Annotated in this window: 30 protein-coding genes; 21 read left to right on the top strand and 9 right to left on the bottom strand. The window is 53.5% G+C overall.

Going from position 1 to position 22111, the window contains the following annotated elements; genetic code table 11:
- The first annotated feature begins 2 nt into the window (after window positions 1-2).
- The 7 genes from trpA (at window position 3) to LMS44_RS15485 (ending at window position 3923) form a co-directional block, all read left to right on the top strand.
- A complete protein-coding gene (gene trpA, locus LMS44_RS15515) occupies window positions 3-842 on the top strand; it encodes a tryptophan synthase subunit alpha (RefSeq protein WP_022522603.1) in 840 nt (279 codons plus the stop codon).
- 173 nt (window positions 843-1015) lie between these two features.
- Window positions 1016-1636 (top strand): LysE family translocator, encoded by a 621-nt coding sequence (locus tag LMS44_RS15510; RefSeq protein ID WP_278370033.1) that lies wholly within the window; start codon window positions 1016-1018, stop codon window positions 1634-1636.
- 117 nt (window positions 1637-1753) lie between these two features.
- The gene (locus LMS44_RS15505; RefSeq protein WP_138801415.1) at window positions 1754-2098 is read left to right on the top strand and encodes a hypothetical protein; all 345 of its coding nucleotides are present in this window, start codon (window positions 1754-1756) and stop codon (window positions 2096-2098) included.
- A gap of 56 nt (window positions 2099-2154) precedes the next feature.
- A complete protein-coding gene (locus LMS44_RS15500) occupies window positions 2155-2391 on the top strand; it encodes a helix-hairpin-helix domain-containing protein (protein WP_138801414.1) in 237 nt (78 codons plus the stop codon).
- Window positions 2392-2512: 121 nt separating this feature from the next.
- The gene (locus LMS44_RS15495) at window positions 2513-2737 is read left to right on the top strand and encodes an addiction module protein (RefSeq protein WP_498945614.1); all 225 of its coding nucleotides are present in this window, start codon (window positions 2513-2515) and stop codon (window positions 2735-2737) included.
- Window positions 2734-3024: a type II toxin-antitoxin system RelE/ParE family toxin gene (locus LMS44_RS15490; protein WP_498945612.1), complete on the top strand. Its 291-nt coding sequence runs from the start codon at window positions 2734-2736 to the stop codon at window positions 3022-3024. Before LMS44_RS15495 ends, LMS44_RS15490 begins: the two co-directional genes overlap by 4 nt.
- Window positions 3025-3131: 107 nt before the next feature.
- Window positions 3132-3923: a carbon-nitrogen hydrolase family protein gene (locus LMS44_RS15485; RefSeq protein WP_498945610.1), complete on the top strand. Its 792-nt coding sequence runs from the start codon at window positions 3132-3134 to the stop codon at window positions 3921-3923.
- A 10-nt stretch (window positions 3924-3933) separates the two neighbouring features.
- On the opposite strand, the gene LMS44_RS15480 is transcribed toward LMS44_RS15485, so the two are convergent.
- Complete coding sequence (locus LMS44_RS15480) at window positions 3934-4281, bottom strand: antibiotic biosynthesis monooxygenase family protein (protein WP_498945608.1); 348 nt, start codon at window positions 4279-4281, stop codon at window positions 3934-3936.
- A complete protein-coding gene (locus tag LMS44_RS15475; protein ID WP_498945607.1) occupies window positions 4278-4625 on the bottom strand; it encodes an NIPSNAP family protein in 348 nt (115 codons plus the stop codon). The genes LMS44_RS15480 and LMS44_RS15475 overlap by 4 nt, the downstream gene beginning before the upstream one ends.
- A gap of 75 nt (window positions 4626-4700) precedes the next feature.
- Between LMS44_RS15475 and LMS44_RS15470 the strand changes: the two genes are divergently transcribed.
- Window positions 4701-5426: an ArsR/SmtB family transcription factor gene (locus LMS44_RS15470; protein ID WP_498945605.1), complete on the top strand. Its 726-nt coding sequence runs from the start codon at window positions 4701-4703 to the stop codon at window positions 5424-5426.
- A 24-nt stretch (window positions 5427-5450) separates the two neighbouring features.
- Complete coding sequence (locus LMS44_RS15465) at window positions 5451-5771, top strand: hypothetical protein (protein WP_498945603.1); 321 nt, start codon at window positions 5451-5453, stop codon at window positions 5769-5771.
- Here the strand turns inward: LMS44_RS15465 and LMS44_RS15460 are convergent.
- From LMS44_RS15460 to LMS44_RS15450, 3 genes are all read right to left on the bottom strand, one after another.
- Window positions 5755-6366: a LysE family translocator gene (locus LMS44_RS15460; protein ID WP_022522614.1), complete on the bottom strand. Its 612-nt coding sequence runs from the start codon at window positions 6364-6366 to the stop codon at window positions 5755-5757. The two genes, LMS44_RS15465 and LMS44_RS15460, sit on opposite strands and share 17 nt — an antisense overlap.
- A 79-nt stretch (window positions 6367-6445) precedes the next feature.
- Window positions 6446-7276 (bottom strand): helix-turn-helix transcriptional regulator, encoded by an 831-nt coding sequence (locus LMS44_RS15455; RefSeq protein ID WP_022522615.1) that lies wholly within the window; start codon window positions 7274-7276, stop codon window positions 6446-6448.
- 175 nt (window positions 7277-7451) lie between these two features.
- A complete protein-coding gene (locus tag LMS44_RS15450; RefSeq protein ID WP_022522616.1) occupies window positions 7452-8285 on the bottom strand; it encodes an oxidoreductase in 834 nt (277 codons plus the stop codon).
- A 113-nt stretch (window positions 8286-8398) separates the two neighbouring features.
- Here LMS44_RS15450 and LMS44_RS15445 point away from each other — a divergent pair, with 113 nt between their 5' ends.
- Both LMS44_RS15445 and LMS44_RS15440 read left to right on the top strand, forming a co-directional pair.
- A complete protein-coding gene (locus tag LMS44_RS15445) occupies window positions 8399-9355 on the top strand; it encodes an AraC family transcriptional regulator (protein ID WP_498945601.1) in 957 nt (318 codons plus the stop codon).
- Window positions 9356-9687: 332 nt separating this feature from the next.
- Complete coding sequence (locus tag LMS44_RS15440) at window positions 9688-10146, top strand: nucleotidyltransferase (RefSeq protein ID WP_498945599.1); 459 nt, start codon at window positions 9688-9690, stop codon at window positions 10144-10146.
- A gap of 24 nt (window positions 10147-10170) precedes the next feature.
- Here the strand turns inward: LMS44_RS15440 and LMS44_RS15435 are convergent, their stop codons facing one another.
- Both LMS44_RS15435 and LMS44_RS15430 read right to left on the bottom strand, forming a co-directional pair.
- Window positions 10171-10944 carry an SDR family oxidoreductase gene (locus tag LMS44_RS15435; RefSeq protein WP_498945597.1) on the bottom strand — a complete coding sequence of 258 codons (774 nt, stop codon included), beginning with the start codon at window positions 10942-10944 and terminating at the stop codon, window positions 10171-10173.
- Window positions 10944-11270: a nuclear transport factor 2 family protein gene (locus LMS44_RS15430; protein WP_498945595.1), complete on the bottom strand. Its 327-nt coding sequence runs from the start codon at window positions 11268-11270 to the stop codon at window positions 10944-10946. Before LMS44_RS15430 ends, LMS44_RS15435 begins: the two co-directional genes overlap by 1 nt.
- 90 nt (window positions 11271-11360) lie before the next feature.
- On the opposite strand from LMS44_RS15430, the gene LMS44_RS15425 reads away from it, so the two are divergent.
- The 4 genes from LMS44_RS15425 (at window position 11361) to LMS44_RS15410 (ending at window position 16024) form a co-directional block, all read left to right on the top strand.
- On the top strand, window positions 11361-11735 hold the full coding sequence (locus LMS44_RS15425; protein ID WP_144810790.1) for a winged helix-turn-helix transcriptional regulator: 375 nt from the start codon (window positions 11361-11363) through the stop codon (window positions 11733-11735).
- Window positions 11719-12177, top strand: a complete 459-nt coding sequence (locus LMS44_RS15420; RefSeq protein WP_223827917.1) for a GNAT family N-acetyltransferase — start codon at window positions 11719-11721, stop codon at window positions 12175-12177. Before LMS44_RS15425 ends, LMS44_RS15420 begins: the two co-directional genes overlap by 17 nt.
- A gap of 242 nt (window positions 12178-12419) precedes the next feature.
- On the top strand, window positions 12420-14096 hold the full coding sequence (locus LMS44_RS15415; RefSeq protein WP_190372877.1) for a methyl-accepting chemotaxis protein: 1677 nt from the start codon (window positions 12420-12422) through the stop codon (window positions 14094-14096).
- 308 nt (window positions 14097-14404) lie between these two features.
- The gene (locus LMS44_RS15410) at window positions 14405-16024 is read left to right on the top strand and encodes an ABC-F family ATP-binding cassette domain-containing protein (protein WP_498945592.1); all 1620 of its coding nucleotides are present in this window, start codon (window positions 14405-14407) and stop codon (window positions 16022-16024) included.
- Here LMS44_RS15410 and LMS44_RS15405 read toward each other — a convergent pair.
- Window positions 16012-16401 (bottom strand): ester cyclase, encoded by a 390-nt coding sequence (locus LMS44_RS15405; RefSeq protein WP_498945590.1) that lies wholly within the window; start codon window positions 16399-16401, stop codon window positions 16012-16014. The two genes, LMS44_RS15410 and LMS44_RS15405, sit on opposite strands and share 13 nt — an antisense overlap.
- A gap of 99 nt (window positions 16402-16500) precedes the next feature.
- On the opposite strand from LMS44_RS15405, the gene LMS44_RS15400 reads away from it, so the two are divergent.
- From LMS44_RS15400 to LMS44_RS15375, 6 genes are all read left to right on the top strand, one after another.
- On the top strand, window positions 16501-16836 hold the full coding sequence (locus LMS44_RS15400; RefSeq protein WP_190372880.1) for a zinc ribbon domain-containing protein YjdM: 336 nt from the start codon (window positions 16501-16503) through the stop codon (window positions 16834-16836).
- Window positions 16837-16853: 17 nt separating this feature from the next.
- Window positions 16854-18089 carry an MFS transporter gene (locus LMS44_RS15395; protein ID WP_498945588.1) on the top strand — a complete coding sequence of 412 codons (1236 nt, stop codon included), beginning with the start codon at window positions 16854-16856 and terminating at the stop codon, window positions 18087-18089.
- Window positions 18070-18765 (top strand): HAD family hydrolase, encoded by a 696-nt coding sequence (locus LMS44_RS15390; protein WP_498945586.1) that lies wholly within the window; start codon window positions 18070-18072, stop codon window positions 18763-18765. The genes LMS44_RS15395 and LMS44_RS15390 overlap by 20 nt, the downstream gene beginning before the upstream one ends.
- 170 nt (window positions 18766-18935) lie before the next feature.
- Entirely contained in the window at window positions 18936-19724 is a 789-nt protein-coding gene (locus tag LMS44_RS15385) for a hypothetical protein (protein WP_498945584.1), read from the top strand.
- A gap of 235 nt (window positions 19725-19959) precedes the next feature.
- The gene (locus LMS44_RS15380; protein WP_022522633.1) at window positions 19960-20451 is read left to right on the top strand and encodes a GNAT family N-acetyltransferase; all 492 of its coding nucleotides are present in this window, start codon (window positions 19960-19962) and stop codon (window positions 20449-20451) included.
- 360 nt (window positions 20452-20811) lie between these two features.
- Window positions 20812-21099 (top strand): helix-turn-helix domain-containing protein, encoded by a 288-nt coding sequence (locus LMS44_RS15375; protein WP_022522635.1) that lies wholly within the window; start codon window positions 20812-20814, stop codon window positions 21097-21099.
- 17 nt (window positions 21100-21116) lie between these two features.
- Here the strand turns inward: LMS44_RS15375 and LMS44_RS15370 are convergent, their stop codons facing one another.
- Window positions 21117-22010: a LysR family transcriptional regulator gene (locus LMS44_RS15370; RefSeq protein ID WP_022522636.1), complete on the bottom strand. Its 894-nt coding sequence runs from the start codon at window positions 22008-22010 to the stop codon at window positions 21117-21119.
- Window positions 22011-22111: the final 101 nt, after the last annotated feature.

Raw genomic sequence — 22111 nt, 5'->3', positions numbered from 1 at the left:
TCATGACCCATACCTCTCGTCTTGAACACTGCTTTGCCGCTCTCAAGCAGCAAAACCGCCCGGCGCTGGTCAGCTATCTCACCGCTGGCGATCCGGATGCCGAGACCTCCCGCCGCCTGTTGCACGGGTTGCCAAAAGCGGGGGTGGATATCATCGAACTCGGCATGCCGTTCAGTGACCCGATGGCCGATGGCCCCGCCATCCAGAAAGCCGCGCTGCGCGCCTTGAATAACGGCCAGACACAAGCCAAAACGCTGGAAATGGTGCGCCGCTTCCGTGAAGAAGACAGCACCACGCCCATTGTGCTGATGGGCTACTACAACCCCATTTACTGTTACGGCGTCGAGCGTTTCTTGACTGATGCCGCCAAGGCCGGGGTCGATGGCCTGATCGTGGTAGATCTGCCGCCCGAGCACGATGAGGAACTTTGCCAGCCAGCGGCGCAACACAACATCGATTTTATTCGCCTGGCCACGCCGACCACCGATGCCAAACGCCTGCCCAAGGTGCTGGCGAATGCCTCCGGGTTTATCTACTACGTTTCCGTTGCCGGTGTCACTGGTGGAAGTGCACCCACGCCAGAACGGTTGGAAGGCGCAGTAGCCGGGCTTCGTGAACATACGGAGCTGCCCATCGCCGTTGGTTTTGGCATCCGTACCGCCGAACAAGCCGCCACCATTGGCCGCTTCAGCGATGCAGTCGTCGTCGGCTCAGCACTGGTTGACTGTATCGAAAATGCCAACACGCCTGATGAAGCCGTTGAGCGTGTGCATGGTCTGGTAAGTGAACTGGCGGAAAGCGTCAGGGCGTGCCGGGAGGTGATTGAGCCGCAAGTTTGCTGATATGGGCACATGGGCTTCGTCCCTCACCGATTAACGCTGTTGTTGGGAAATGTATCGCCTCTGTTTGGTATCAAAGATTGAGCCAAGCCTTCGTGAGCAGCTAATCTAAGCACTTGGGCATATAGTCTAATGCTAATGAAGTACTTTGCTGCGAGCCTAGAGAGGCGATTTTCATGAATCTAACCACGCTGCTGTTGTTTATTCCTGCCTGCTTCGCCCTCAATATGGCGCCAGGGCCTAACAATCTGCTGTCACTGGCAAATGCCAAGCGCTATGGCGTTAGGGCAGCTTGTCTTGCAGGTATTGGGCGGCTGGCAGCCTTTGTTGGCATGATTACGCTTGCTGCAACCGGCTTGGCTACGCTGCTTTACACCTCTGAAAAGATTTTCCTGGTCATCAAGGTAGTTGGTGGCCTCTATCTGTTATGGCTGGCGTATCAATTATGGGGTGCCGACAGCACTGAAAGTGTTGACGGAGACACCCAGCCCAAGAGCCTATTTGAGCTGGCGCGACAAGAGTTCCTGCTTGCCGCCGGTAACCCAAAAGCCATCCTGATTTTTACCGCATTCCTACCGCAGTTTGTGGAGCCCAGCGGCCATGTAGGGCAGCAGTTTATAGTGCTAGGTGCGCTGTTTTTGCTGCTGGAATGGGTAGCGATTGCCGGTTACGCCTATGCAGGCAGCTTTTTAAGCCACTGGTTTTCACGCCCCGCCATGCGTCGTTTATTCAACCGCGGCTGCGCAGGCTTATTGGCCAGCGCAGGAGTAGGGCTGCTATTGGCTAAGAAAGAATGAGCAAGCTCTAACATGGGAGACACGCATTGAACCAAGCCGTTAACCATGGGCACTGGCTCAACGCAGATGATTATCTAATGCTAAGGGAAAGGAATGACTACAAGGTTGATAATAAAGATGATGACGGCGGTTTTTGCGCTGATCGGGTTCATAAGCGTACTGCTCCTATGTATTGGCTTCATCATGGATTTTCGATCCTTCGATCAGACCCAGGGCGGTTACGAACCCCCTTACACTGACTTCACCGGCCAGCCGATACGCTGGCAAGAGCTTGATACCACGACAGTGGGCATGGTTCATCGCGGTTATGTGGTAGACGTTCTGATCAATTGCCGCTCGGGTATGATGACGTTTGATGTGTTTGGCATGGAGATCCCGTGGCGTAGCTTTTCTGAACGCGCCTTAGTGGTGCATAAACCTCGGGATGCCTGCGAAGATCGGGGGTTCTCACCGAGGTTTTAAGAGAAAACTCTCAGCAGATGACGAAACTGATTAACTAAGTAGTGAGGTAGAAACAAGTGGCCTTTTCGGATCCAGAAAGAGACGCTCTGTTGAGAGTGAAGGGCGTTGGCCCTACCGTCATTAAGCGTTTTGAACAGATCGGTATTGATTCATTTAGCGAACTTGCCACCCGCCAGATCGATGAAATAGCCGATTTGGTTGCATCTATGCTGCACACGACTTGCTGGAAAAATAGCCCGCAATCGAAGTCAGCCATTGCTGCCGCCATTGCGAGAGCCCAGCAAGGGCTATAAAAACAGCAGCAGTGGGAGGCAGCTTTAGCTCGCGACCTTCCCAGGCTGTCTATAGACGTTGGGATAGCGAAAAGATAATAGGTGATATACCTTCAACTTGATGCATTAATAAGGTAGCGCTATGAACATTCAAGAGATTGTTAGTGAAGCAGAGTCATTACCCGTTGAAGAGCGCGCAAGAGTAGTTGATGCGCTGCTGCGTAGCCTCAATGCTCCAGAATCAAGTATCGACAAGCAGTGGGTCGAAGCTGCCCAAAGTCGTTTAGACGATATCCGGGCGGGTAGGGTGGTTACAGTTTCAAGTGAGCAAGTGTTCGCTAGTCTGCGCGCAAGGCTTGAAAGATGAATGTTCGCTTTCACCCAGATGCGGAAGCAGAGCTAGCTGAAAGCACAGAATACTATGAAGCCATTGAACCTGGCCTGGGATGGGACTTTGCACTAGAGGTGCACTCAGCCATCGAGCGTGCAAACAGTCACCCAGCAGCATGGACAGTATTAGAGGGAGATATACGTCGTTCGTTGGTACGCCGCTTTCCTTTCGGTGTTCTTTATGCTTTTGAGAATGAAGATATTTTTGTTCTCGCTGTCATGCATTTACATCGTGAGCCAAATTACTGGAAAAATCGGCTATAAGCTAGGTTACTAAATTCGCAACTTCAGATTTAAAAAACACCTTTTGCCGCTAACTGAATATTTTGTGGCTGAAGTGAACAAAATATTTAAAGGCGAGGCGTGTTGAAATGAAATTCAGAAGCACAAGCGGTACCACTATCGCACTCGCTCAGTTGCCTGTTGTAAAAGGCGCAGTGGCCGAAAATCTTGAAACGCACCTTACCTATATTCAGCAAGCTGCCGTGCGAGGGGCTGATCTAGTAGTGTTCCCTGAGCTTTCACTGACCGGCTACGAGCTTGAACTACTAGAACAGCTAGCGTTGCCGAAAGATTCAGAGGTGTTCGGCACACTTTCCACAGCCGCTGTTGCCCATAATATCGTCGTGATAGCAGGCTGTCCGCTCATTAGTGAAGGCAGAAAGCCGCAGATAGGGGCAGTTATCTGCTTCCCGAGCGGCGAGCGAGCATTCTACGCAAAGCAGTACCTGCACGAAGGGGAAGCGGTTTACTGTTCGACTGGTAACGAAAGTTATCTATGTACGGTTAACGGTACTCGAATAGCCTTGGCCATTTGTGCAGACTTCGCCAATCCCTCCCATGCAGAAGCGGCATCCGCCCAGCAAGCGGAGGTATATATTGCCAGCGCGCTGATATCTGAAGCAGGGTACGAGGTCGATGCGCAGCTACTAGCTGCCATGGCGAAACGCCACCAGTTCCCGGTGCTACTTGCTAACCACATTTCCAACACAGGTGGCTGGCAAACCTGCGGTAAAAGCGGCGCTTGGAATGTGGATGGTGAACTCGCGATCACGGCTGACGGCACTGAAGCCTGCATTGTGATTTGCGCTATAAACGGAGGCGCACTCGGCGCCTCGCTAGTGACCAATTTACCTATCGAAGACAGCTGCCCATTGGGCTAGCCCGCCCGCTCTATGATGGGTGCACGTCAAGCGAATCCCTCGGTGCCTCGCGGCGGTCATTCATTCCGTAGTCCCGGATGACGGAAGCGACGCGGAGCCGGTAGTCGGCAAAGATATCCTGCCGGCCCGCTTTCTGGACGGAACGGTGAGGTTCGAACGTGCGCCACTGCTTCACGGCTTCTTCGTCCCGCCAGAAGGAGAGCGACAGGATCTTTCCAGGATGTGTGAGGCTCTCGAAGCGCTCAATCGAGATAAAACCGTCGATGCCTTCCAGGTGTTGGCTCAGTCCGCTGGCAGCGTCCAGGTAGTCCTGTTTCCGCTCCGAATGCGGTAGCACTTCAAATATCACGGCGATCATAAAACACTCCACGGATAGACAGATTCAACGCCCAGTGTGCCGTCCACTACCTCGACGAAGCTGCGCTCCTCCTTGAGAATAAACTTCTTCTCTTGAGCCATGGTGAAGTTCGCGTGCCCGCCTTCGTCAGACTTCAGCCGGGCGCGGTAGGCCTCATAGGTAGCCAGGCTATCGAATGCGACTAGCCCCCAGGCAACATTGTTAGTGCCCTCGTAGGGAAGAAAATAACCGATAAGGTGGCCACCGCACCGGGGTATGATTTTTCCCCAGTTCTCGGCGTACGCCTTGAAGGTGTCGCGTTGGAAGGGATCGATCTCGTAGCGGATAAAGCAGGTAATGCTCATAGGGGTATCTCCTTTGAACGGTAGCTAGGACGATACCGCGTTGTCGGCCCCTGGTGGTTCGACTAGAATCGAACCATGAGTGAAGGCCCTAACATTGTGCGCGTTGCAGCACTTATCGGCGATAACGCTCGGGCGGAGGTTCTCTCCGCCCTGATGTCTGGTCGTGCGCTGACGGCGACCGAACTGGCGGACACGGCCGGTGTTACCAAGCAAACCATCAGTTTTCATCTTGGCAAGCTACTGGATGCAGGGCTGATCACGGTGGAGCAGCAGGGCCGTCACCGCTATTTCCGGCTGATGGGTCCGGAGGTGGCCAGTCTCCTGGAGTCGCTGATGGGCCTCGCTTACCGCAGTGAGGGGAACCGCCTTGTTACAGGGCCACGCGATCCCGCCCTGCGCAAGGCCCGTATCTGTTACGACCACCTTGCCGGGGAGTTGGGTGTTTCAGTGTATGAACAGATGCTGCGAACGGATATCCTTCATCAGCACCCAGGAGGGCTACAGCTCACTGAGCAGGGAAGGGTGTGGTTTAATCAATTTGGCATCGATACAGACGCGCTTGCTTCTTCAAAACGCTCATTTTGTAGGGAGTGTCTCGATTGGAGCGAGCGCAGGCATCATCTAGCGGGCGCGCTCGGCAGTGCACTGCTTACCCGAATTCAGGCGCTTGGCTGGGCGAGGCGAGAAAAAAACTCTCGCGTTATCGTCTTCAGCGCCCAAGGGGAGAAGTTGCTGTGGGCAATGCTCGCACCGCAGAGCACGCCACCGGTTTCAGCCCGACAAGCCGCTGTAACCCTCTAAGATTCTATAAAACTGAGAGAAATCATGGGAAAGCTCTTTTCACTGGTTGTATTGTTAGCGCTTGGCTATGCCGGTATTTACTTCTATTACGGCGTTGTCGTTGAACGGGAAGTTCAGCAGCAGTTGGATGACCGTGGCCTCACCGCAGTTAGCGTGGATAACATTGAGTATGGTGTGCTGGCGCCCATTAACACGACCGCGAATATTGAAGTGACCGTCACTTATCGCGGCTCTCAGGCAACGCTGGATTTGATAGTGCAGGGCCATCCGTTATTCTCTGATGAAGTAAGTGTCGAATTCGACGGCTTACAAGCCCTGCGACTGGGGATCAATTTCGGGCAGTAAGTGGTACCCACACATGCTCAACACCAATCGAAAGCGCCACGGCCACCAGCAAAGCTGCCATCAGCCAATTAAAGCCCTTAACGATAGCAGGGCTTTTAATACGGCTGCCTACGGCGCTGCCAATCACGATATAGCTACCGGGTGCGCCCGCGGCTAACATCGCCAGCCCGAATGCCCAAAACACTAAGCTAAGCCCATGAATGTCAGCGGCAGGAAACTGCAGTGTGGCAATGGGCAGGGTGGCCAAAATGGCTTTGGGATTAAGCAACTGCATGACCAGCCCATCACGATAACTGACTAGCCGTGGGGCGTTGTCTGGCTCGCTTATATCAACACTTGAACGGGCAATCTTGCTCGCGAGATAAACAATATAGCCGCAGCCCAAGGCACTCACCACGATGAGTGCTTCATCATCGATCCATGCAGCACCCGCCCAACCCAATACTAATAAGTACGCCAGCATCGCAGTACCCACGCCAAGGCAAAACCCAACCGACTGCCTGGCTTGCCCATTGATGCCAATATTCAAGCCAAGCAGATTCACAGGCCCAGGCGAATACATAGCGCCTAGGGCATAGGCGACAATTCCTAACATGGTTAAACCTCTATGCTGGTATTTAGGTGTAAGAGCCTGTACGAAAAGTCGGCGAGCGCAGGCAGTTTTCGTGCAGAGCCTAGCGTGCGATATCACGCTGGTACTGATGGGGCGTCATGCCATAAATTCGCTTAAAGCGGCGATTGAAATGGCTGAGATCGGCAAACCCATAGCGCAAAGCGACCTCTGTTAGAGAAGCGCCTAGGTCTAGCGCCGAACGGGCCGCATTGATTCGGCAATTAATCACATACTGATGCGGCGTAATGCCGTAATGCTGACGAAACAGGCGTAAGAAGTGGTACTTGGAGATATGCGCCGCTTGGCTGATGTCATCCAGGGAGATATCCGTATCCAAGTGGGCGTGAATATAATCTTTCGCCAGGCCCAGCAGCGCATCGGGGCGGGTGAGCACCTGGTTGGGCTGAGAAATCCCGCCGAGTTGCACAGTACGCTCGATTACCTGATAAAGCGCATTCTCCTGATCGATACAGCTACCAGAGTGAGAAGTGACTAAGCGCGCCAGTTCCAAAATGGCATTGCGTAGCCGAATGTCCTGAACAAGAGTGTTATTTGAGCGAAAGTCCGCCGTGCGCTCGTGGCCTAGAGCATCAGCAAACAGGGCATTAACCTGCTCGGGATGCGCATATACCATCAGGTAATCCAGTGAGCGATCTCCGCCCGGTTGGCCGTCGTGAACTTCCTCAGGGTTGAACAAAATTACGTTGCCCGGTGGGCTACGATGAAACTGCCCGCCGCTGAAGAAATCCTGACGTCCCGCCAGCGTAACGCCGAATGCATACTCCTCGTGGGCATGGCGGTCGTAGCTGAAATCCTCAATAGCAGCGTGAAGTACCGTCAGCGTTGGCACGTGCTGGCTCTTGATGAATTGAAACCGGCTTGCGTTACTCATGCCGCCCCCTCCTGATTAGTCACACCACCTAGCTTATGCCAACCCCGCACCCGGATGCTTGTACATAATTGCTAATCGGCTGCGGGGGAAGGAGGCGAGATAACCGACAACGATGCATTGGCATCTATTGCGCTATCGAAAGGTAGCCATGCGAAGGGATTTAGCAGTTGAACCTTCAGCCATCGGTCGAGCGCGTGAGTGTCTCCCATTCACTGATTTCGTCGGCAAGCGCCGACAATTTGCCGCGCACCAGCGCTAGTGCATCGCTTCCCAGCAGCAGATGCTCCGGCGGCGTGTCGCTGGCTATTGCGTCCAGCATTGCGCGAGCTGCCTTTGCCGGATCGCCAAGTTGCTGACCGCTTTTCTCGACGCGGGCATTACGAATCGGATCAAATAGCGCGTCGTAGTCGGAGATCGAGCGCGGCGAGCGGGACATCGAGCGACCAGCCCAGTCGGTACGAAACGAGCCGGGTGCCACGGCAGTGACATGAACATTGAACGATTTCACTTCCTTGCCAAGCACCTCCGAAATACCTTCCAGTGCAAATTTACTACCACAGTAATAAGCGATGCCTGGCATCGTGATGAAACCACCCATAGATGTGATGTTGAGGATATGTCCGCGCCGACGTGAGCGCATGTATGGCAACACAGCCTTTGTGACGGCAACAGCTCCGAATACGTTCACGTCAAACTGCCGACGCATTTCGGCCAATGAGGACTCCTCCAGGATACCTTCATGGCCGTAACCGGCGTTGTTGACGAGAACATCGATCTCTCCGACGTTTGCCTCTATCTCGGCCACGACCCCGTCGATGGCATCGAAGTCGGTCACATCGAGCACACGGCCCACCGCTTTCTCCGGATTGAGTGCCTCAAATGCCTGCCTGGCCCGTTCGCTGCGTACCGTGCCGACCACCTGATGGCCGGTAGCAAGTGCTTCCTGAGCCAGCGCCCGGCCAAAGCCGCTACTGACGCCCGTGATGAGTATAAGTTTGCTGGTAGACATGCAAATAGCTCCTGTGTATCAGTGGAGGATGCACATTACCCCTTTGTATTGCCTGCTTTCAGGCATAAAATTCTTATATTATTGCCTATTCTGATAATTCCAGTCGGTACCGCGTGAAAAAGACATTTTCCACTCTGCAGACGGCTGAACAGCGGCACATGGTGACGCTGCTTCAGGCGCTGGCGCCGGAAGAAGGATACAACCTCACGGCTCTGCCCGACGTACGCATTCTGCGTTCGGATCGTCCCTTGTCTCGTACCCCCGTGCTGTACGACCCCGGTATCGTGATTGTTTGCCAGGGGCGAAAGCGGGGGTATTTCGGCCATCAGGTTTATCTTTACGACGAGCAGCACTATCTGGCGGTCGCGGTGCCGGTACCCTTCACGATGGAAACCGAGGCGACGCCAGAACACCCACTGCTAGCCATATATATGCATCTGGACTTTCAGCTCGCCGCGGAGCTGATGATCCAGATCGACCGCCATCAGTCTCCTACCCAGAAAAACGTGGCCCAAAGCCTAATGTCCAGTCCCATGGATGCTGCGTTGCGGGTGTCCGTGACACGTTTTCTCGAAACGATGAGTCAGCCGCTTGAGGCGGAGATTCTCGGCCCCGCGCTGGTGAGAGAACTGTATTTTCGCGTGCTCACCGGTGCGCAGGGCAATGCCATGCGTGCGGCGCTGGCAATGCAGGGGCAGTTCGGGAAAATCGGCAAGGCGTTACGCCACATCCACGCGACCTACGCTCAGCCGCTTAACCTGTCGCAACTGGCTAGCGAGGCTGGTATGAGCGTTCCGACGTTTCTTAATCACTTCAAAGCCATTACGCACACTTCACCCATGCAGTACGTTAAATCCACGCGACTGCATCAAGCACGACTGCTGATGGTTCGTCAGAGCATGACGGCAGAGGCCGCTTGCCACGCCGTCGGCTACCTGAGTGCTTCGCAATTCAATCGGGAGTTCAAACGGCTTTTCGGATTGACGCCAGCTGCCGAAACGAAGCGAATGCGGGAGAACTTCGCGCTACCGCCTGCTTTCACCAAGTCGGATTACGTCTCGTCGCATTGAGGTTGACTTGAGTTTAGTCACAACGCCGCCATGCGCAGGCTAATGAGTTGCGCTCCCAACGCAAATAGCACCGTTAGTGCTGGCTCTTGATGAATTGAAACCGGCTTGCGTTATTCATGCCGCTCCCTCCTGATTAGTCACGCCACCTAGCTTATGCCATCGCTACCTCTCAATGCTTGTACATAATTGCTAATCGGCTGTGAGAATAAGCGCTCAGTGTCAGGTTAGTGACCAGGTAGATTATGATGGGGGGAGCTAACCTCGCGAGCCTTTGCGGTTGTGCAAAACCGGCGTGATAACCTTGGTGCTATATGTAAAAAGAAGGAGAAGACGTGCATCAGTTAGCGGCTCAATGGATAGTGGAATTACTGAGAGACAAAAATATCCCTTTTCAAATCTGCGGAGGGCTCGCAGCAAAGGGGTATGGCTCTGAACGAGCGTTGAACGATATTGACCTGTTCGTACCCGGCGAGCACTTTTTGACGGTGGTGCAGGCTGGCCAAGCGAACATATCCAAGCCCGCTACGCACTACTGCGAGGAGGGCTGGGATTTAACCTATGTCCAGTTCAAGTATGAAGGCATCAAGGTGGAGGTTGGCAACGCCGACGGCGCGCAAATTTTTGATGCAGCCAGCCAAGTCTGGGTGCCACTTAATATAGAGTTTGACCGCTATGAAACTGCCAGTGTACTGGGCCTGGAGCTTCCCTTGATGTTGAAGGAAGACTTGATTCGCTATAAGACCGTGCTCTCAAGACCCGTCGATATCGACGATATTCGCGCCATAAGATAGGCAAGCGCCATTTCACCGCCATTCTCAAGCGACGGGCACGGTGCCGCCATCAATCACGTACTCCGTTCCCGTGATAGTGGCTGCCAGCGGTGATGCCAGAAACCCAATCAGGTTGGCTACTTCCGCAGGCTTCGAGGGGCGGCCGATCGGGATGCCACCCAGCGATTCCATGATGATCTGCTTGCCGCCTGCGTAATCGGTGCCGGCCTGTTGGGCGATTCGCTCGGCCAGCGCAACGGCGGCTTCCGTCTCGATCCAGCCCGGCGACACCCGAACCACACGCACCCCTTTGGGTGACACTTCCTTGGACAAGCTCTTGCTATAGGTGGAGAGCGCTGCTTTAGCCGCCGCGTAAGCCGTGGTTGATTCGGGCAGGGGGAGTTCACGCTGAATGGAGGTCACGTGGATAATCACCCCATCGCCTTGGGCCAGCATGCCGGGCAGCAGGGCGCGATCCAGCCGCACGGCGGGAAACAGGTTGATGTCGAGCTCTCGCTGCCACTCCTCCTCCCCAAGGGCTGCGAAGCCGCCGCCGGGCGCTGATGAACCGTCCAGCACATGAACGATAATATCCACGCCACCCAAGCGTTCGTTGACCGCATCGGCTACCGTGGCACAGCCTTCGGTCGTCGTCAGGTCAGCGGTTACAAACAGCTCATCGGGCAGGTCGGCGGGGCGAGTACGGGCGGTTGTTAGCACTTGCGCGCCTTCCTCGCGAAAGAGTGCCACCGCGGCCGCGCCAACCCCTTTGCTACCGCCGGTGATCAATACGCGTCGCCCGTTCAAGTTCAGGTTCATTAGTGGATCTCCAATGACTGGATTTGCGTATCGGCAAGCTGGAAAGCGTGGTCAAGTTGAACCGGGCTGCCGGGGAAGTTGCCGGTCACGGTCGCGGTAACCACCATCGTGTTGCCTTGTTGGGAAACACTGACCGGCTCGACGCTATACTCAATCTTGTCACGGGTGGCGCGCATCCAAGCTTGAATAGCGGTGCGCCCGCGATGCGTCTCTCCTTCGTCAAACACACAGGCATCTTGAGTGAAGCAATCCGCAATGTGGGAGGCCTCCGCACCGTTGCTGATGCTGAAGTAAGTAGTGATCGCGTCTGGCAGTGACAAGCTCATGATGGTCATCTCTCGTAAGTTAATGTGAGAGAATATTCTGCCTAGACTGACGCGTTATCAAGAACGCACAAAAAGGTAAGTGGCTTACCAATGAGAAAGATTTATACGCCCACTACCGCCGCAAGCGATGTGGAAAATGTATTAAAAATGCTGGAAGGGCGCTGGAAGCTCATTATTCTCTTTCATCTGTTCGATGGAAAAGTGCAGCGCTACTCCGATTTCGGAAAACTCATCCCTGACATCTCCCAGAAAATGCTCGCCCAACAGCTGCGCCAACTGGAAGCGGATGGCATTGTGGCCCGAAAGGTCTATCCCCAGGTGCCGCCGAAAGTGGAATACCGCCTTACCGAATGGGGGCAAACGCTCTGCCCGGCGCTGGATGCCTTATTGAAATGGGCAGAGCAGAAGGATCACTTCAACAACCCTGACGAGCAGAACGAACAAAATGATGCCGCCACCCAATGAGAACCGCCTGATGCACTACCGCACCATGACCATCAACGACTATGAAGCCGCCATTGCTCTGTGGAGCGAAAGTGAAGGCGTGCGGCTGCGCGATGCCGATTCACGGGCAGGCATCGAAAAATACCTGCTGCGCAATCCTGGCCTGAGCTTTGTGGCAGAAGTGGAAGGGGAACTGGTGGGCACGATCATGGCGGGCCACGATGGCAAGCGCGGCTATGTTCAGCACTTATCGGTAGCGAATTCTCACCGTCGGTTAGGTATCGCCACACGGCTGGTAAACCTCTGCCTGGAAGCGCTGGAGAGCGAAGGCATCCTGAAATCGCACTTGATGATTCTTCCCGAGAACGAAGCCGCCCAGAAGTTCTGGGCTCATCAAGGCTGGGCCTACCGATCTGATATTTTGCTCTATTCGTTCGTGAATGGAGATAACCATAACGTTTAGTTTTAGTAGCGCTTTATACGTTATGGGGTTGGGTTGACGCACGTGAGACTACACCGGGTCGGTTGGCATGGGGTCGCACAAGGTATTGGCGATTTTTAAGATAAATACTCAATGTTTCTGAACGTGAGCCGATAATGCTAAACGGTGACTAGCAGGATACGTTCTGTATGAACACTTGCAGTTACCGAGATGGCTTCCACCTGCCCAAAGAAAAGTGCTGCGGGCTTCTACGAGATCTTTCCATGCTACTTCTGAATCGAAGCGTCAAACTGCGGCTTGCCGTGAGTTTAGGCGCGTGCATCCTGATGTTAATCGTCGTCGGTACTATCGGTCTCTACAGCCTCAGCAACACCAACGATGCCCTCAATAGAACCTATGAGGGGAACGTGCTCACCTTGGGTAACCTTACTCAGATCAACCAAGCCCTGCTCGGCAACCGGGTGAAAGTAACGGCCGAACAGCGTGATCGGAATCCAGCATCTGCCATTACCACGAAGCAGGAGGTCGCTGAGAACGACGCTATTATCGATGCTGCCTGGAATGATTACTTTCCTGATCGTGTCTCCGATGATCAAGAACGTGCCATCGCTAATGAGTTTATTGCGTCGCTGACCAGTCTTCGCGCCGGTATTGATGACATTAACGCGGCAATGATCGGCAATGATTTCGATGCTGCAAGAGAGATTGCCACCACCACGCTACGCGCAGAATATCCAAAGGTGCTAACGGCGATCCAGGGGCTCATCGACCGTAACAGCACTCAAGCCGCTGCAAATAACCAACAATCCTCAAGTGATTATGTTTGGACGCGCAATTTCGTTATTGGGGTGATGGCGGCGGCTGTCATCTTCGGAATTCTGCTCGCTATATGGTTGATCCGCGGCATCATGACGCCGCTGGGCAAGGCACAAGCACTCGCCAACGCCATGGCTGAAGGAAGGCTTGATAACGAGATTGACGTCACATGCAAAGATGAGTTTGGTGTGATGCTTCGGGCGTTAAAGAGCATGGAAAGCAAGTTCTCGCAGGTGGTCATGTCCGTTCGTCATAACGCCGAGTCTGTGAATGTGGCCGCTGACGAAATCGTGCTAGGCACCGACGATCTTAGCCGCCGTACTCAGGAGCAGGCCTCAAACATCGAAGAGACCGCGGCCTCGATGGATGAAATTACCTCGACCGTGCGTCAGAACGCAGACAATGCTGCCGAAGCCGATAAACTCGTATATGACGTCAGCCAGCAAGCCAACGCCGGGGGGGAGATCGCCGAGCAAGCCGTCAAAGCGATGGAAGACATCAACATCTCAAGCCGTAAGATCTCCGGTATCGTCGGGTTGATCGATCAAATTGCCTTCCAGACCAATTTGCTGGCGCTGAACGCCTCGGTAGAAGCCGCCCGTGCGGGCGAGCAAGGGCGCGGCTTTGCGGTGGTGGCCAACGAAGTGCGCAACCTAGCAGGGCGCAGTGCTGACGCCGCCAAAGACATCAAAAAGCTCGTCGAAGAGAGTATCGGCCAAGTGGACACCGGCTCAAACCTGGTCAACCAAGCAGGTAAGTCGCTTGAAGGTATCGTTCATGGCGTTAAGCGTGTCTCGGTGTTGATGGGTGAGATTGCCACCGCCAGCCGCGAGCAGGCCCAGGGTATCGATCAGGTCAACACCGCCGTCTCGCAAATGGACAGTGTCACCCAGCAGAACGCGAGTCTGGTGGAAGAGTCCAGCTCGGCGGGGCGTTCACTGCAAAGCCAAGCAGAGGCGTTGTTGAACGAGGTGTCGTTCTTTAGAGGAGCGACCAATGGCCAAAACCAACGCGCGCTACCCGCTACGCCAAGACCGCGCGACAGCCAGCCTCGGGCTAGTAAAGGCTTGCCGACTCATGTTCTCGGTAGTAAAAAAGAGACCGAAGAATGGGCATCTTTCTAAACGCCTGAAGCAACCATGAAGCGCCCAGCCAGGGCGCTTTTTTGTGAGCCGAAAGCCTCCGCAAGAAAATTCTGAGCCTACCGATCTGATATTTTCTTTACTCGTTTGTTAATGGGGATAATTCAAATATCTAGACCAGGACTGTCATAACCTTGTTGGTTCGCCGTCATTATTTGTATGATGGTACGTCTTTCCACGTTAAGCAGAGGTAGTTGTCCAATGAGCCATTGATGCCCGCCGTTGCAATAACGGCCAGTCTCCATTAGCCCCTAAAGCAGGGGGAGTACTTGGCATCGCTGGAATCAACTATGACCACTACCCATCTCACCTTAAAAGGTGTCTCCTACGTTTTGCAGGATGGCAGACCGCTTTTCACCGACCTTCACGAGCAGTTCGACACACGCCCCACGGGGCTGGTGGGTCGCAATGGTGTGGGTAAAACAGTTTTAGCCCAAATTCTCGCGGGTTTGTTGCAACCAACCGCTGGCTATTGTCACTGCCCCAATAGCGTGCATTACCTTGCCCAGCAAGTGGCCCAGTCGAAGGGGGCTTCTGTCGCCGATCTCGCAGGCATTCGAACAACCCTGGACGCATTGGCGCGCATTGAAGCTGGCAGCACCGCACCAGAGGATTTTGAAGCAGTCGATGACCGCTGGGATATGCCCCAGCGGTTTCGCCATGAACTTGAACGCAACGGTTTGGGCTATCTTGAAGTCACAACACCGGCCAACACACTGAGCGGTGGGGAAGCCATGCGGGTTGCCTTAATGGGCGCCATGCTCTCGAATGCTGATTTCCTGATTCTTGATGAGCCAAGCAACCATCTCGACCGACCAAACCGCCAAGCACTCATTGAACAACTGCAACGCTGGCCGCGTGGGCTGATTGTGATCAGCCATGACCGGCAATTGCTGGAAGCCATGGAGCGTATCGTAGAACTGACCCCCTCAGGGCTGCACAGTTATGGCGGCAACTACACCTTCTATGCAGAGGCGAAAGCACACGAGCAGCAAAATGCGATTGACCAACTCAATAGACACAAGCTAGAGCGCCAACGCCAAGAAAGGGCGATGCGTAAGCAGCGTGAACGCCAGGAGAAACGGCAGGCCCGCGGAAATCGGCAGGGCAAGGAAGCCAACCAGGCCAAGATACTGCTGGATGGTCAGAAAGAGCGCAGCGAGAACTCCACCGGCGCATTGCGCCAAAAGCAGGCAGCCAGCCGTGATCAGCTTAACCAGCGCGTGCGGGAAGCGGCAAAGCAGGTTGAAAACGAAGCGCACATCACCCTGCATGGGATACCCGTTAATCAGGCCACAAAGCGCAGTTTGGCAGAATTGGAGAGGGTAGAGCTACCGTTCGTCATGGGAGCCACTCGTCACATTCGCCTACAGCTGAGAGGGCAACAGCGCATAGGGGTTGTCGGCCCCAACGGCTGCGGTAAATCCACGCTGCTTCGTGTGCTTGCAGGTCAAATTGAGCCATTATCCGGAACCTGCAAAGTAACCTCTAAAAGCGTCTATCTCGACCAGCGACTAGCGAATCTTGAGCCGGATAAAACTGTGCTCGAACAGTTGCAAATGGCTAACCGCTCAACGACGGAAGGCGAGTTGCGTATGCTACTGGCCCAACTAGGCCTGGACGCGCAGAAGATCACCACACCCAGCGGACTATTAAGCGGAGGTGAACGTCTGAAAGGAGCACTGGCCTGCCTCCTCTACGCCGACTCGCCACCGCAACTATTGCTGCTGGATGAGCCAAATAACCACCTCGACCTGCCATCGGCACAAGCGCTGGAAACGCTGTTGCGCAGTTACCAAGGCGCGTTAGTAGTGGTATCCCATGATGATGCGTTTCTGGAAAACCTCGCCCTGACAGACCGCCTGCTGGCAACCGAACAAGGGTGGCATTTGGAGCCTCAATCCAGCTGAGCTTCTATTGCTGTCTTGTCGATCACCGACCAGACTTCCTGAATCTTATTATCACGGAAGAGGTAGAACGCGTTCTCGCAAAACGTCACTTTTTTGCCGTCCACCGCAAGGCCGAGGAAGCTACCTTTGGGTGTGACATCGAATCGCAACCTGCACGCGACATAGGGTGGATCAACGGTCAAAAGCTCAATGTTGAAGTGAAGATCTGGTATCTGTTCATAATCGGCTTCCAGCATGGCGCGATAGCCATCAACGCCTAGGCGCCTGCTGTTGTGGTGGACATCGTTATGCACGAACTGGTCAAGGTTCGTCCAATCCTGATTATTGAGGCAGGTGATGTAATCACGGTAGGTTGCTTCCAGGTCACGTTTGTTCATCTTGGTTCTCCTTTCCTGGTTAGGCGTGAAGGCATTCGCCAAGGGTATACAGGCTCAGTATCATAAGCAGCCTAAACCAAACCACAGAAGTCATCATTCATGTCGTGCCCACCTTGCCCCCATTGCCAATCCGAATTTGTCTATCAGGATCAAAGCCTGTTCATCTGCCCCGAGTGCGCCCACGAATGGAACCCTTCTGAGACTGAGGTGGAAGACACCGTGACGGTAAAAGATGCCCATGGCACGCTGTTAGCGGAAGGCGATAAGGTAACGATGATCAAAGACCTCAAGGTCAAAGGCAGCTCACTGGTACTCAAGGTGGGCACCAAAGCCGTTATCAAGCGGCTCTTGGATAGCAAGGATCACCAACTGGACTGCAAGGTCGACGGCGTCGGCGACATGATGGTGACCGCCCATTTTGTGAAGAAGGCCTGACTAAAATCTGAACTTACATGACAACCGTGCCGCCGATGACTGCTAGCCGACATTACCGCTGGATCATTTTGCTGATAGCCACCCTGGCTCAAGCAGCGGCATGCTTTTTCGTTCAAGGCATCGGCGCCATCAGCGTTTATATACAGGCAGATATGGCGCTCTCTGCATTTCAGATTGGGACGCTGGTCTCGGCGGCTCAGCTGGTGCCGTTGGTTGGGCTGTTGGTTGCCGGAGAGTTGCTAGACAGATTCAGTGAGCGTTTGGTGGTAGGGGTGGGAACCCTCGTTGTGGGCATTGCGCTTAGCGCTGCCGTGCTGGCGGAGAGTTACTGGGCCATGCTGCTGTTTTTGGTCATCGTAGGGGCAGGCTACAGTACCGCCCAACCCGGCGGTAGCAAATCGGTAGCCGCTTGGTTTGATAAATCCCAGCGCGGCTTTGCCATGGGGATTCGTCAGGCGGGATTGCCGCTGGGTGGTGCGCTGGCGGCGATTATACTGCCAACAGTTGCGATCACCTGGGGGTGGCGCGCCTCTTTTCTGGTGGGTGGGCTGATTGCGATCTTCGGGGCGTTGGTCTTTATGCTCTTTTACCGTGCCCCGGGTGGCGTGGTGCCGGTTGCAAGAGCCTCTGAAGGTAGCGTAAAAAAAGTCGTCTTATCGCGACTGGCGATGATTCGTGAGCCGGCCATGAAACAGATCATGGCGTCCGGTATTAGTTTGATCTCGGTTCAGTACGGCATTTTGATTTTTACCGTGCTCTATCTGCATAGTCGTTTGCAGATGGAGGTACTGCAGGCGGCGACTTTGCTATTCGTAGCCCAGGGGGCTGGGATAGCCGGGCGTATTTTGTTGGCGGCCTGGAGCGACCGCTGTCGCTCGCGCTATTTTCCGGTAATGGTGTGCATGGTGGCGGTAATAGTAGGGCTGCTGGTATTGGTTTGGCTGCCGCTACACTCAACGCTCATGCTGAGCGGTTTGATGGCCTGGCTGGGCTTTTTTGGTTTTGGTTGGTACGGCCCTTGGGTAGCTTATGTGGCTGAGTCTGCACCTGCTGATAAAACCGGTTTTGTACTGGGATTGGCTATGGCGATTAACCAACTGGCGATTGTATCGATACCACCACTCCTTGGGTGGCTGTTAGATATAAGTGACAGTTTTATGCTCGGCTGGAGTCTGCTGATCGCCATGACGTTATTGGGGCTATTAATGACCATCCAGCGGCAAGGAGAAATTAATGAAAGCGATCGTGTTTGACGTATTTGGCACTATTGTTGATTGGCGCTCCAGTTTGATTCATCAGTTCAATGAGCTAGAGAAAGATCTGGGGATTGAGCTGCCTAGTGAAGTGCTGGCTGATCAATGGCGTCAGCTTTATGCGCCTTCCATGGACAGGGTACGCAGAGGGGAAATCCCCTGGACGGTATTAGATGATCTGCATCGAGAAAGCTTAGTCAAACTACTCAATCAACATGGGATTGCGCTAGACGAAGCGACCATTGATCGCGTCAATTACTTTTGGCACCAATTAGAGCCCTGGTCCGATGTCCCACATGGCCTACAGCGCTTGAAAGAGCACACCATCATCGCAACACTGACCAACGGTAATGTCTCATTAATGGTCGATGTTGCCCGTCACGCCAAGCTACCCTGGGATATGATTTTTTGCGCCGAGTTATTCGAGCACTACAAGCCTGATTCGGAGGTTTATTTAGGCGCTTGCCGTCTGCTACGCCTACCGCCTGAAGAGGTAATGCTGTGTGCGGCGCATAATGCTGACCTGCGTGCTGCCCGTGCATTAGGAATGAAAACAGCGTTTATATCCCGTCGTACAGAATATGGCCCCCAACAGAGCAAAGATTTAGAAGCAGAAGAAGCATGGGATTTTGTGGCTGAAGACCTCGTCGCGTTGAGCGAGAGTCTAATAGAGTGAGCCAACAATACATGCCGTTAGGGCTGGATAGCATTTGTTGAGATAGTGGCAGCTATAGGTATTGAGTGTTTGAGCAGTGAGCTTATCCCCAGGCTTTATTTAATGGTAGAGCGAGCAGACGCGCGAACACTGCGCGTCTAGTAACATCTTTTTATCGCAAGGAATGCAAAATGCAGTTAGCTCGATTTTTTGTCGCCATCATGTTGTTTTTTTTCATATCGGCTCAAGCGGTAGCAACTGATTGGACTCCACCTGATAATCCTGATTTGCTTCAGATCTTACATGAGGCGCGACTGGATATGCAGGCCAAGCGGTACGAGTCTGCGCTGGAAAAGCATATTTGGTTTCACGAGAATGCAGAGCAAATAGATGAAAGTATCTCTGCAGTCAGAACATCATTTGCACTTTATGACTGGGTGAGGCTCGGACAAGAATATCCACCGGCCATGGATGAACTTCTTCAGGTGAGAGGAGGCCTGATCACTAAGTTGATCAATGAAGAGTATGATCGAAATGCATTTCGCGATCTTGTATCAATAAATGCAGTTCTCAATGAGGATTCAAAGACAACGGAAATCTTTAAACTCCTCGACTCGGAGCAACCAGAGGCTGCCAATAGAGCTTTCAATTTCGCGCAACCGGCGTTGATCAAGGGTAAAGAATATGAACTGTATGTGAAATACGTCAATCCACAGCATGACTTTCTACGTATGAAGCATAGCTTTGAAAGCGGCATGCTAAGCGCTAACAACTCAGATTCTAATACTTCTAGATCCGATTTCTATATTAATTCATTTCGCAATAAAGCAGCGACATTAGTTGCAGTTCTTGTGGTTAATGACCGCGAAGTAGAAGCAGCCGAAATTTCTACATTAGCGAAGGAAGTGCTTGATGACCCACAATTTCATGAGGAGTTGGAGGATGCGTTAGCTGGGACTGTACCTGTTCCTTGGCCTTAAGTTAATAAATATGGCAGCAGGCCGCAAACAACCCCGGGAGGTCTTTGATCAACTTCACTGATCAGCCAGCTACCCCATGCACGACGCAGTGAGCTGTAGTTCATCCAACAGCCTTAGGCAACTCCAGGTGTTTGTATGATCGAATGAGCTATAGGAGTTAATCCTCTGCTGTCAGCATGAAGGCTTCTACAGCAATTATTAGACGTGCTACTTACCTGATTTTTTTACCAAAACGATGATAAGAGTATTTGAAGACCAGGATTTTGAAGCCATAGAGGAAATTTACACCCTCGCCAAGCTAGATGAGTTCCGGTTTGAGCGAGGCCCGTTTGAGCTGATACCGCTTCGGCAAGACGAGGAGCGCCTACGAGGGCTGATGGAATCAGTGATATTTGTTTATGCTGATAAGGGCATTCGTGGGTACGGGGCAGTTTACGAAAATGAGATTCGCACGCTGCTTGTTCACCCGCTTTTTCGCCGCCAAGGCGTCGGTAATCAACTGTTTGGTCATATGATTGCCTGGATCGGAAGACCCGTTACGCTCTGCGTCGCAAGAAGCAACGTGGCGGCAAAAGCGCTCTATCAGCAATATGGTTTTAAAGTGACCGAGGAGTTTGAGGCCTGCTACAACGGTAAGCCGGTGTTAGCCAATAAGATGGAGCAGTCCAGCACTATTTTTGGAAAATCTAGTGCTGACACAGCGTTTTCTAGAAGCCGTACAAGGTAGATATCTGGAGCCGATCCAGTCTTGTTTTTTATACGGCAAAGCCGTATATTTAAGCAATGCTATTCATCGAAACGTCTACGTTCACCAAGCTATTACCGAGTTATCTTACGGATGAGGAGTACCGTGGGCTGCAAACGTATTTGTTGCAGAAACCAGATGCGGGCGACCTTATTAAAGGGTCGGGTGGTGTTCGTAAAGTTCGTTGGTCATCAACAGGTTCGGGAAAGAGTGGCGGTATCCGAGCTATCTATTATTGGAAGAAATCTGACCACGAGATATGGATGCTCACGCTGTATAGTAAAACGGAGCGCGCCAGTATCCCTGGGCACATGCTCAAGCAGATAGCGGAGGCAATCAAAAATGGTTAAAAGAAATCTTGGAGCAGAGATACTCGACGGCATTAATGAGATAAAACATTTCAAGAAAGGTAGGGGAGCGCTGCGCACTAACGAGTTAGCAGAGCCCTCGCCACCCAAAATGATTCGGTTGAAACTGAACCTATCTCAATCGGCCTTCGCAGGGCTTCTGGGAGTAAGCATACGTACCCTTCAGGACTGGGAACAAGGCCGTAGAGAGCCACAGGGCCCGGCCATTGCTCTTTTGCGTATTGCTGAACAACGCCCGGAAGTCTTTGATCAACTTCATTGATCAGGCAGCCACCCACCTCACGACGCTGTAAGCTGAGGCTCATCCACCACCACCGCGTCACGCAACGTTTCAGCGAAGCTTGCCAGGGCGGGTGTCCAGGACTCTGGTTCGGGGGCGACAAAATAGGTATCGACATTGGCGATGGACGTGGGCAGTTCCAGCGTATGAATCCCGAACCGGTGCTGGTGGGCTTCAACCGTCCCACGGGGTAGCACCGTGTAACCCATCCCGGCAGCAACGCAGCCAAGCATCGCGTCCAGGGAGCCGAACTCAAAAATCCGGCCTGCATTGACGCCGTAGGAAGCCAGCAACAGCTCAATACGCTGGCGGTAGCTGCACCCCTGGCGAAACGCCAAGAAAGCAGACGTCAGCAGTTCTTGTGAAGAGGGCATTCTCGTCATAGGTGTTGAGCCGACTAAGACAAGCTGCTCGCTAAATGCTTTGAGCAAGTGGTAGCGGCCATGCTCGAGTCGCCCGGCCACGAAGACACAGTCCACCTGCCCGTTAAGCAACAACTCGACCAGCTCAGCCGTGGGCCCGGTCTTTATCTGGATATCAACGTCAGGCTGCGCTGCGTGGTACGCCGCCAGTATCGGCGGAAGGCGCAACGCCGTCGTGGTCTCCATGGCGCCTATACGCAGCCGCCCACACGCCTTCTCTTGGCCTTTGAACAGCGATACCGCTTCGTCGTGGGCTGTCAGCATGCGCTCGGCGTACTCCACCAGCGCCGATCCGGCACTGGTAGGGCGAACGCGTCCTGCACGGTGAATCAGCTGTACGCCTAACTCTTCCTCAAGTTTCTTGATGTGGGCCGTCACATTGGATTGCACCGTGTGCAGCTGCTTAGCCGCCGTCACGAAGCTGCCGGTTTCGGCTACGGCCATGAATAGTCGAAGTGATTTCAATTGCACACGCCGTCTCCCTGTCAGGCTATCTTTAAACAAGATAATAGCGATCAAAACTAATCGTTTCTAGAAATAGCTCCTCACGCGTAGTCTGGTTGTGTACTAAC

It is taken from the genome of Halomonas profundus, assembly GCF_020865425.1.
GTDB classification, from domain to species: Bacteria; Pseudomonadota; Gammaproteobacteria; order Pseudomonadales; family Halomonadaceae; genus Vreelandella; species Vreelandella titanicae.
Note: the sequence above shows the minus strand (reverse complement) of the source record. Positions and strands in the feature narration are given on the sequence as shown.

Coding starts and splice junctions, on each gene's coding strand:
- trpA (WP_022522603.1), top strand. CDS start 3: ATGACCCATACCTCTCGTCTTGAACACTGCTTTGCCGCTCTCAAGCAG.
- LMS44_RS15510 (WP_278370033.1), top strand. CDS start 1,016: ATGAATCTAACCACGCTGCTGTTGTTTATTCCTGCCTGCTTCGCCCTC.
- LMS44_RS15505 (WP_138801415.1), top strand. CDS start 1,754: ATGATGACGGCGGTTTTTGCGCTGATCGGGTTCATAAGCGTACTGCTC.
- LMS44_RS15495 (WP_498945614.1), top strand. CDS start 2,513: ATGAACATTCAAGAGATTGTTAGTGAAGCAGAGTCATTACCCGTTGAA.
- LMS44_RS15490 (WP_498945612.1), top strand. CDS start 2,734: ATGAATGTTCGCTTTCACCCAGATGCGGAAGCAGAGCTAGCTGAAAGC.
- LMS44_RS15485 (WP_498945610.1), top strand. CDS start 3,132: ATGAAATTCAGAAGCACAAGCGGTACCACTATCGCACTCGCTCAGTTG.
- LMS44_RS15480 (WP_498945608.1), bottom strand. CDS start 4,281: ATGATCGCCGTGATATTTGAAGTGCTACCGCATTCGGAGCGGAAACAG.
- LMS44_RS15475 (WP_498945607.1), bottom strand. CDS start 4,625: ATGAGCATTACCTGCTTTATCCGCTACGAGATCGATCCCTTCCAACGC.
- LMS44_RS15470 (WP_498945605.1), top strand. CDS start 4,701: ATGAGTGAAGGCCCTAACATTGTGCGCGTTGCAGCACTTATCGGCGAT.
- LMS44_RS15465 (WP_498945603.1), top strand. CDS start 5,451: ATGGGAAAGCTCTTTTCACTGGTTGTATTGTTAGCGCTTGGCTATGCC.
- LMS44_RS15460 (WP_022522614.1), bottom strand. CDS start 6,366: ATGTTAGGAATTGTCGCCTATGCCCTAGGCGCTATGTATTCGCCTGGG.
- LMS44_RS15455 (WP_022522615.1), bottom strand. CDS start 7,276: ATGAGTAACGCAAGCCGGTTTCAATTCATCAAGAGCCAGCACGTGCCA.
- LMS44_RS15450 (WP_022522616.1), bottom strand. CDS start 8,285: ATGTCTACCAGCAAACTTATACTCATCACGGGCGTCAGTAGCGGCTTT.
- LMS44_RS15435 (WP_498945597.1), bottom strand. CDS start 10,944: ATGAACCTGAACTTGAACGGGCGACGCGTATTGATCACCGGCGGTAGC.
- LMS44_RS15430 (WP_498945595.1), bottom strand. CDS start 11,270: ATGAGCTTGTCACTGCCAGACGCGATCACTACTTACTTCAGCATCAGC.
- LMS44_RS15425 (WP_144810790.1), top strand. CDS start 11,361: ATGAGAAAGATTTATACGCCCACTACCGCCGCAAGCGATGTGGAAAAT.
- LMS44_RS15420 (WP_223827917.1), top strand. CDS start 11,719: ATGCCGCCACCCAATGAGAACCGCCTGATGCACTACCGCACCATGACC.
- LMS44_RS15415 (WP_190372877.1), top strand. CDS start 12,420: ATGCTACTTCTGAATCGAAGCGTCAAACTGCGGCTTGCCGTGAGTTTA.
- LMS44_RS15410 (WP_498945592.1), top strand. CDS start 14,405: ATGACCACTACCCATCTCACCTTAAAAGGTGTCTCCTACGTTTTGCAG.
- LMS44_RS15405 (WP_498945590.1), bottom strand. CDS start 16,401: ATGAACAAACGTGACCTGGAAGCAACCTACCGTGATTACATCACCTGC.
- LMS44_RS15400 (WP_190372880.1), top strand. CDS start 16,501: ATGTCGTGCCCACCTTGCCCCCATTGCCAATCCGAATTTGTCTATCAG.
- LMS44_RS15395 (WP_498945588.1), top strand. CDS start 16,854: ATGACAACCGTGCCGCCGATGACTGCTAGCCGACATTACCGCTGGATC.
- LMS44_RS15390 (WP_498945586.1), top strand. CDS start 18,070: ATGAAAGCGATCGTGTTTGACGTATTTGGCACTATTGTTGATTGGCGC.
- LMS44_RS15385 (WP_498945584.1), top strand. CDS start 18,936: ATGCAGTTAGCTCGATTTTTTGTCGCCATCATGTTGTTTTTTTTCATA.
- LMS44_RS15380 (WP_022522633.1), top strand. CDS start 19,960: ATGATAAGAGTATTTGAAGACCAGGATTTTGAAGCCATAGAGGAAATT.
- LMS44_RS15375 (WP_022522635.1), top strand. CDS start 20,812: ATGGTTAAAAGAAATCTTGGAGCAGAGATACTCGACGGCATTAATGAG.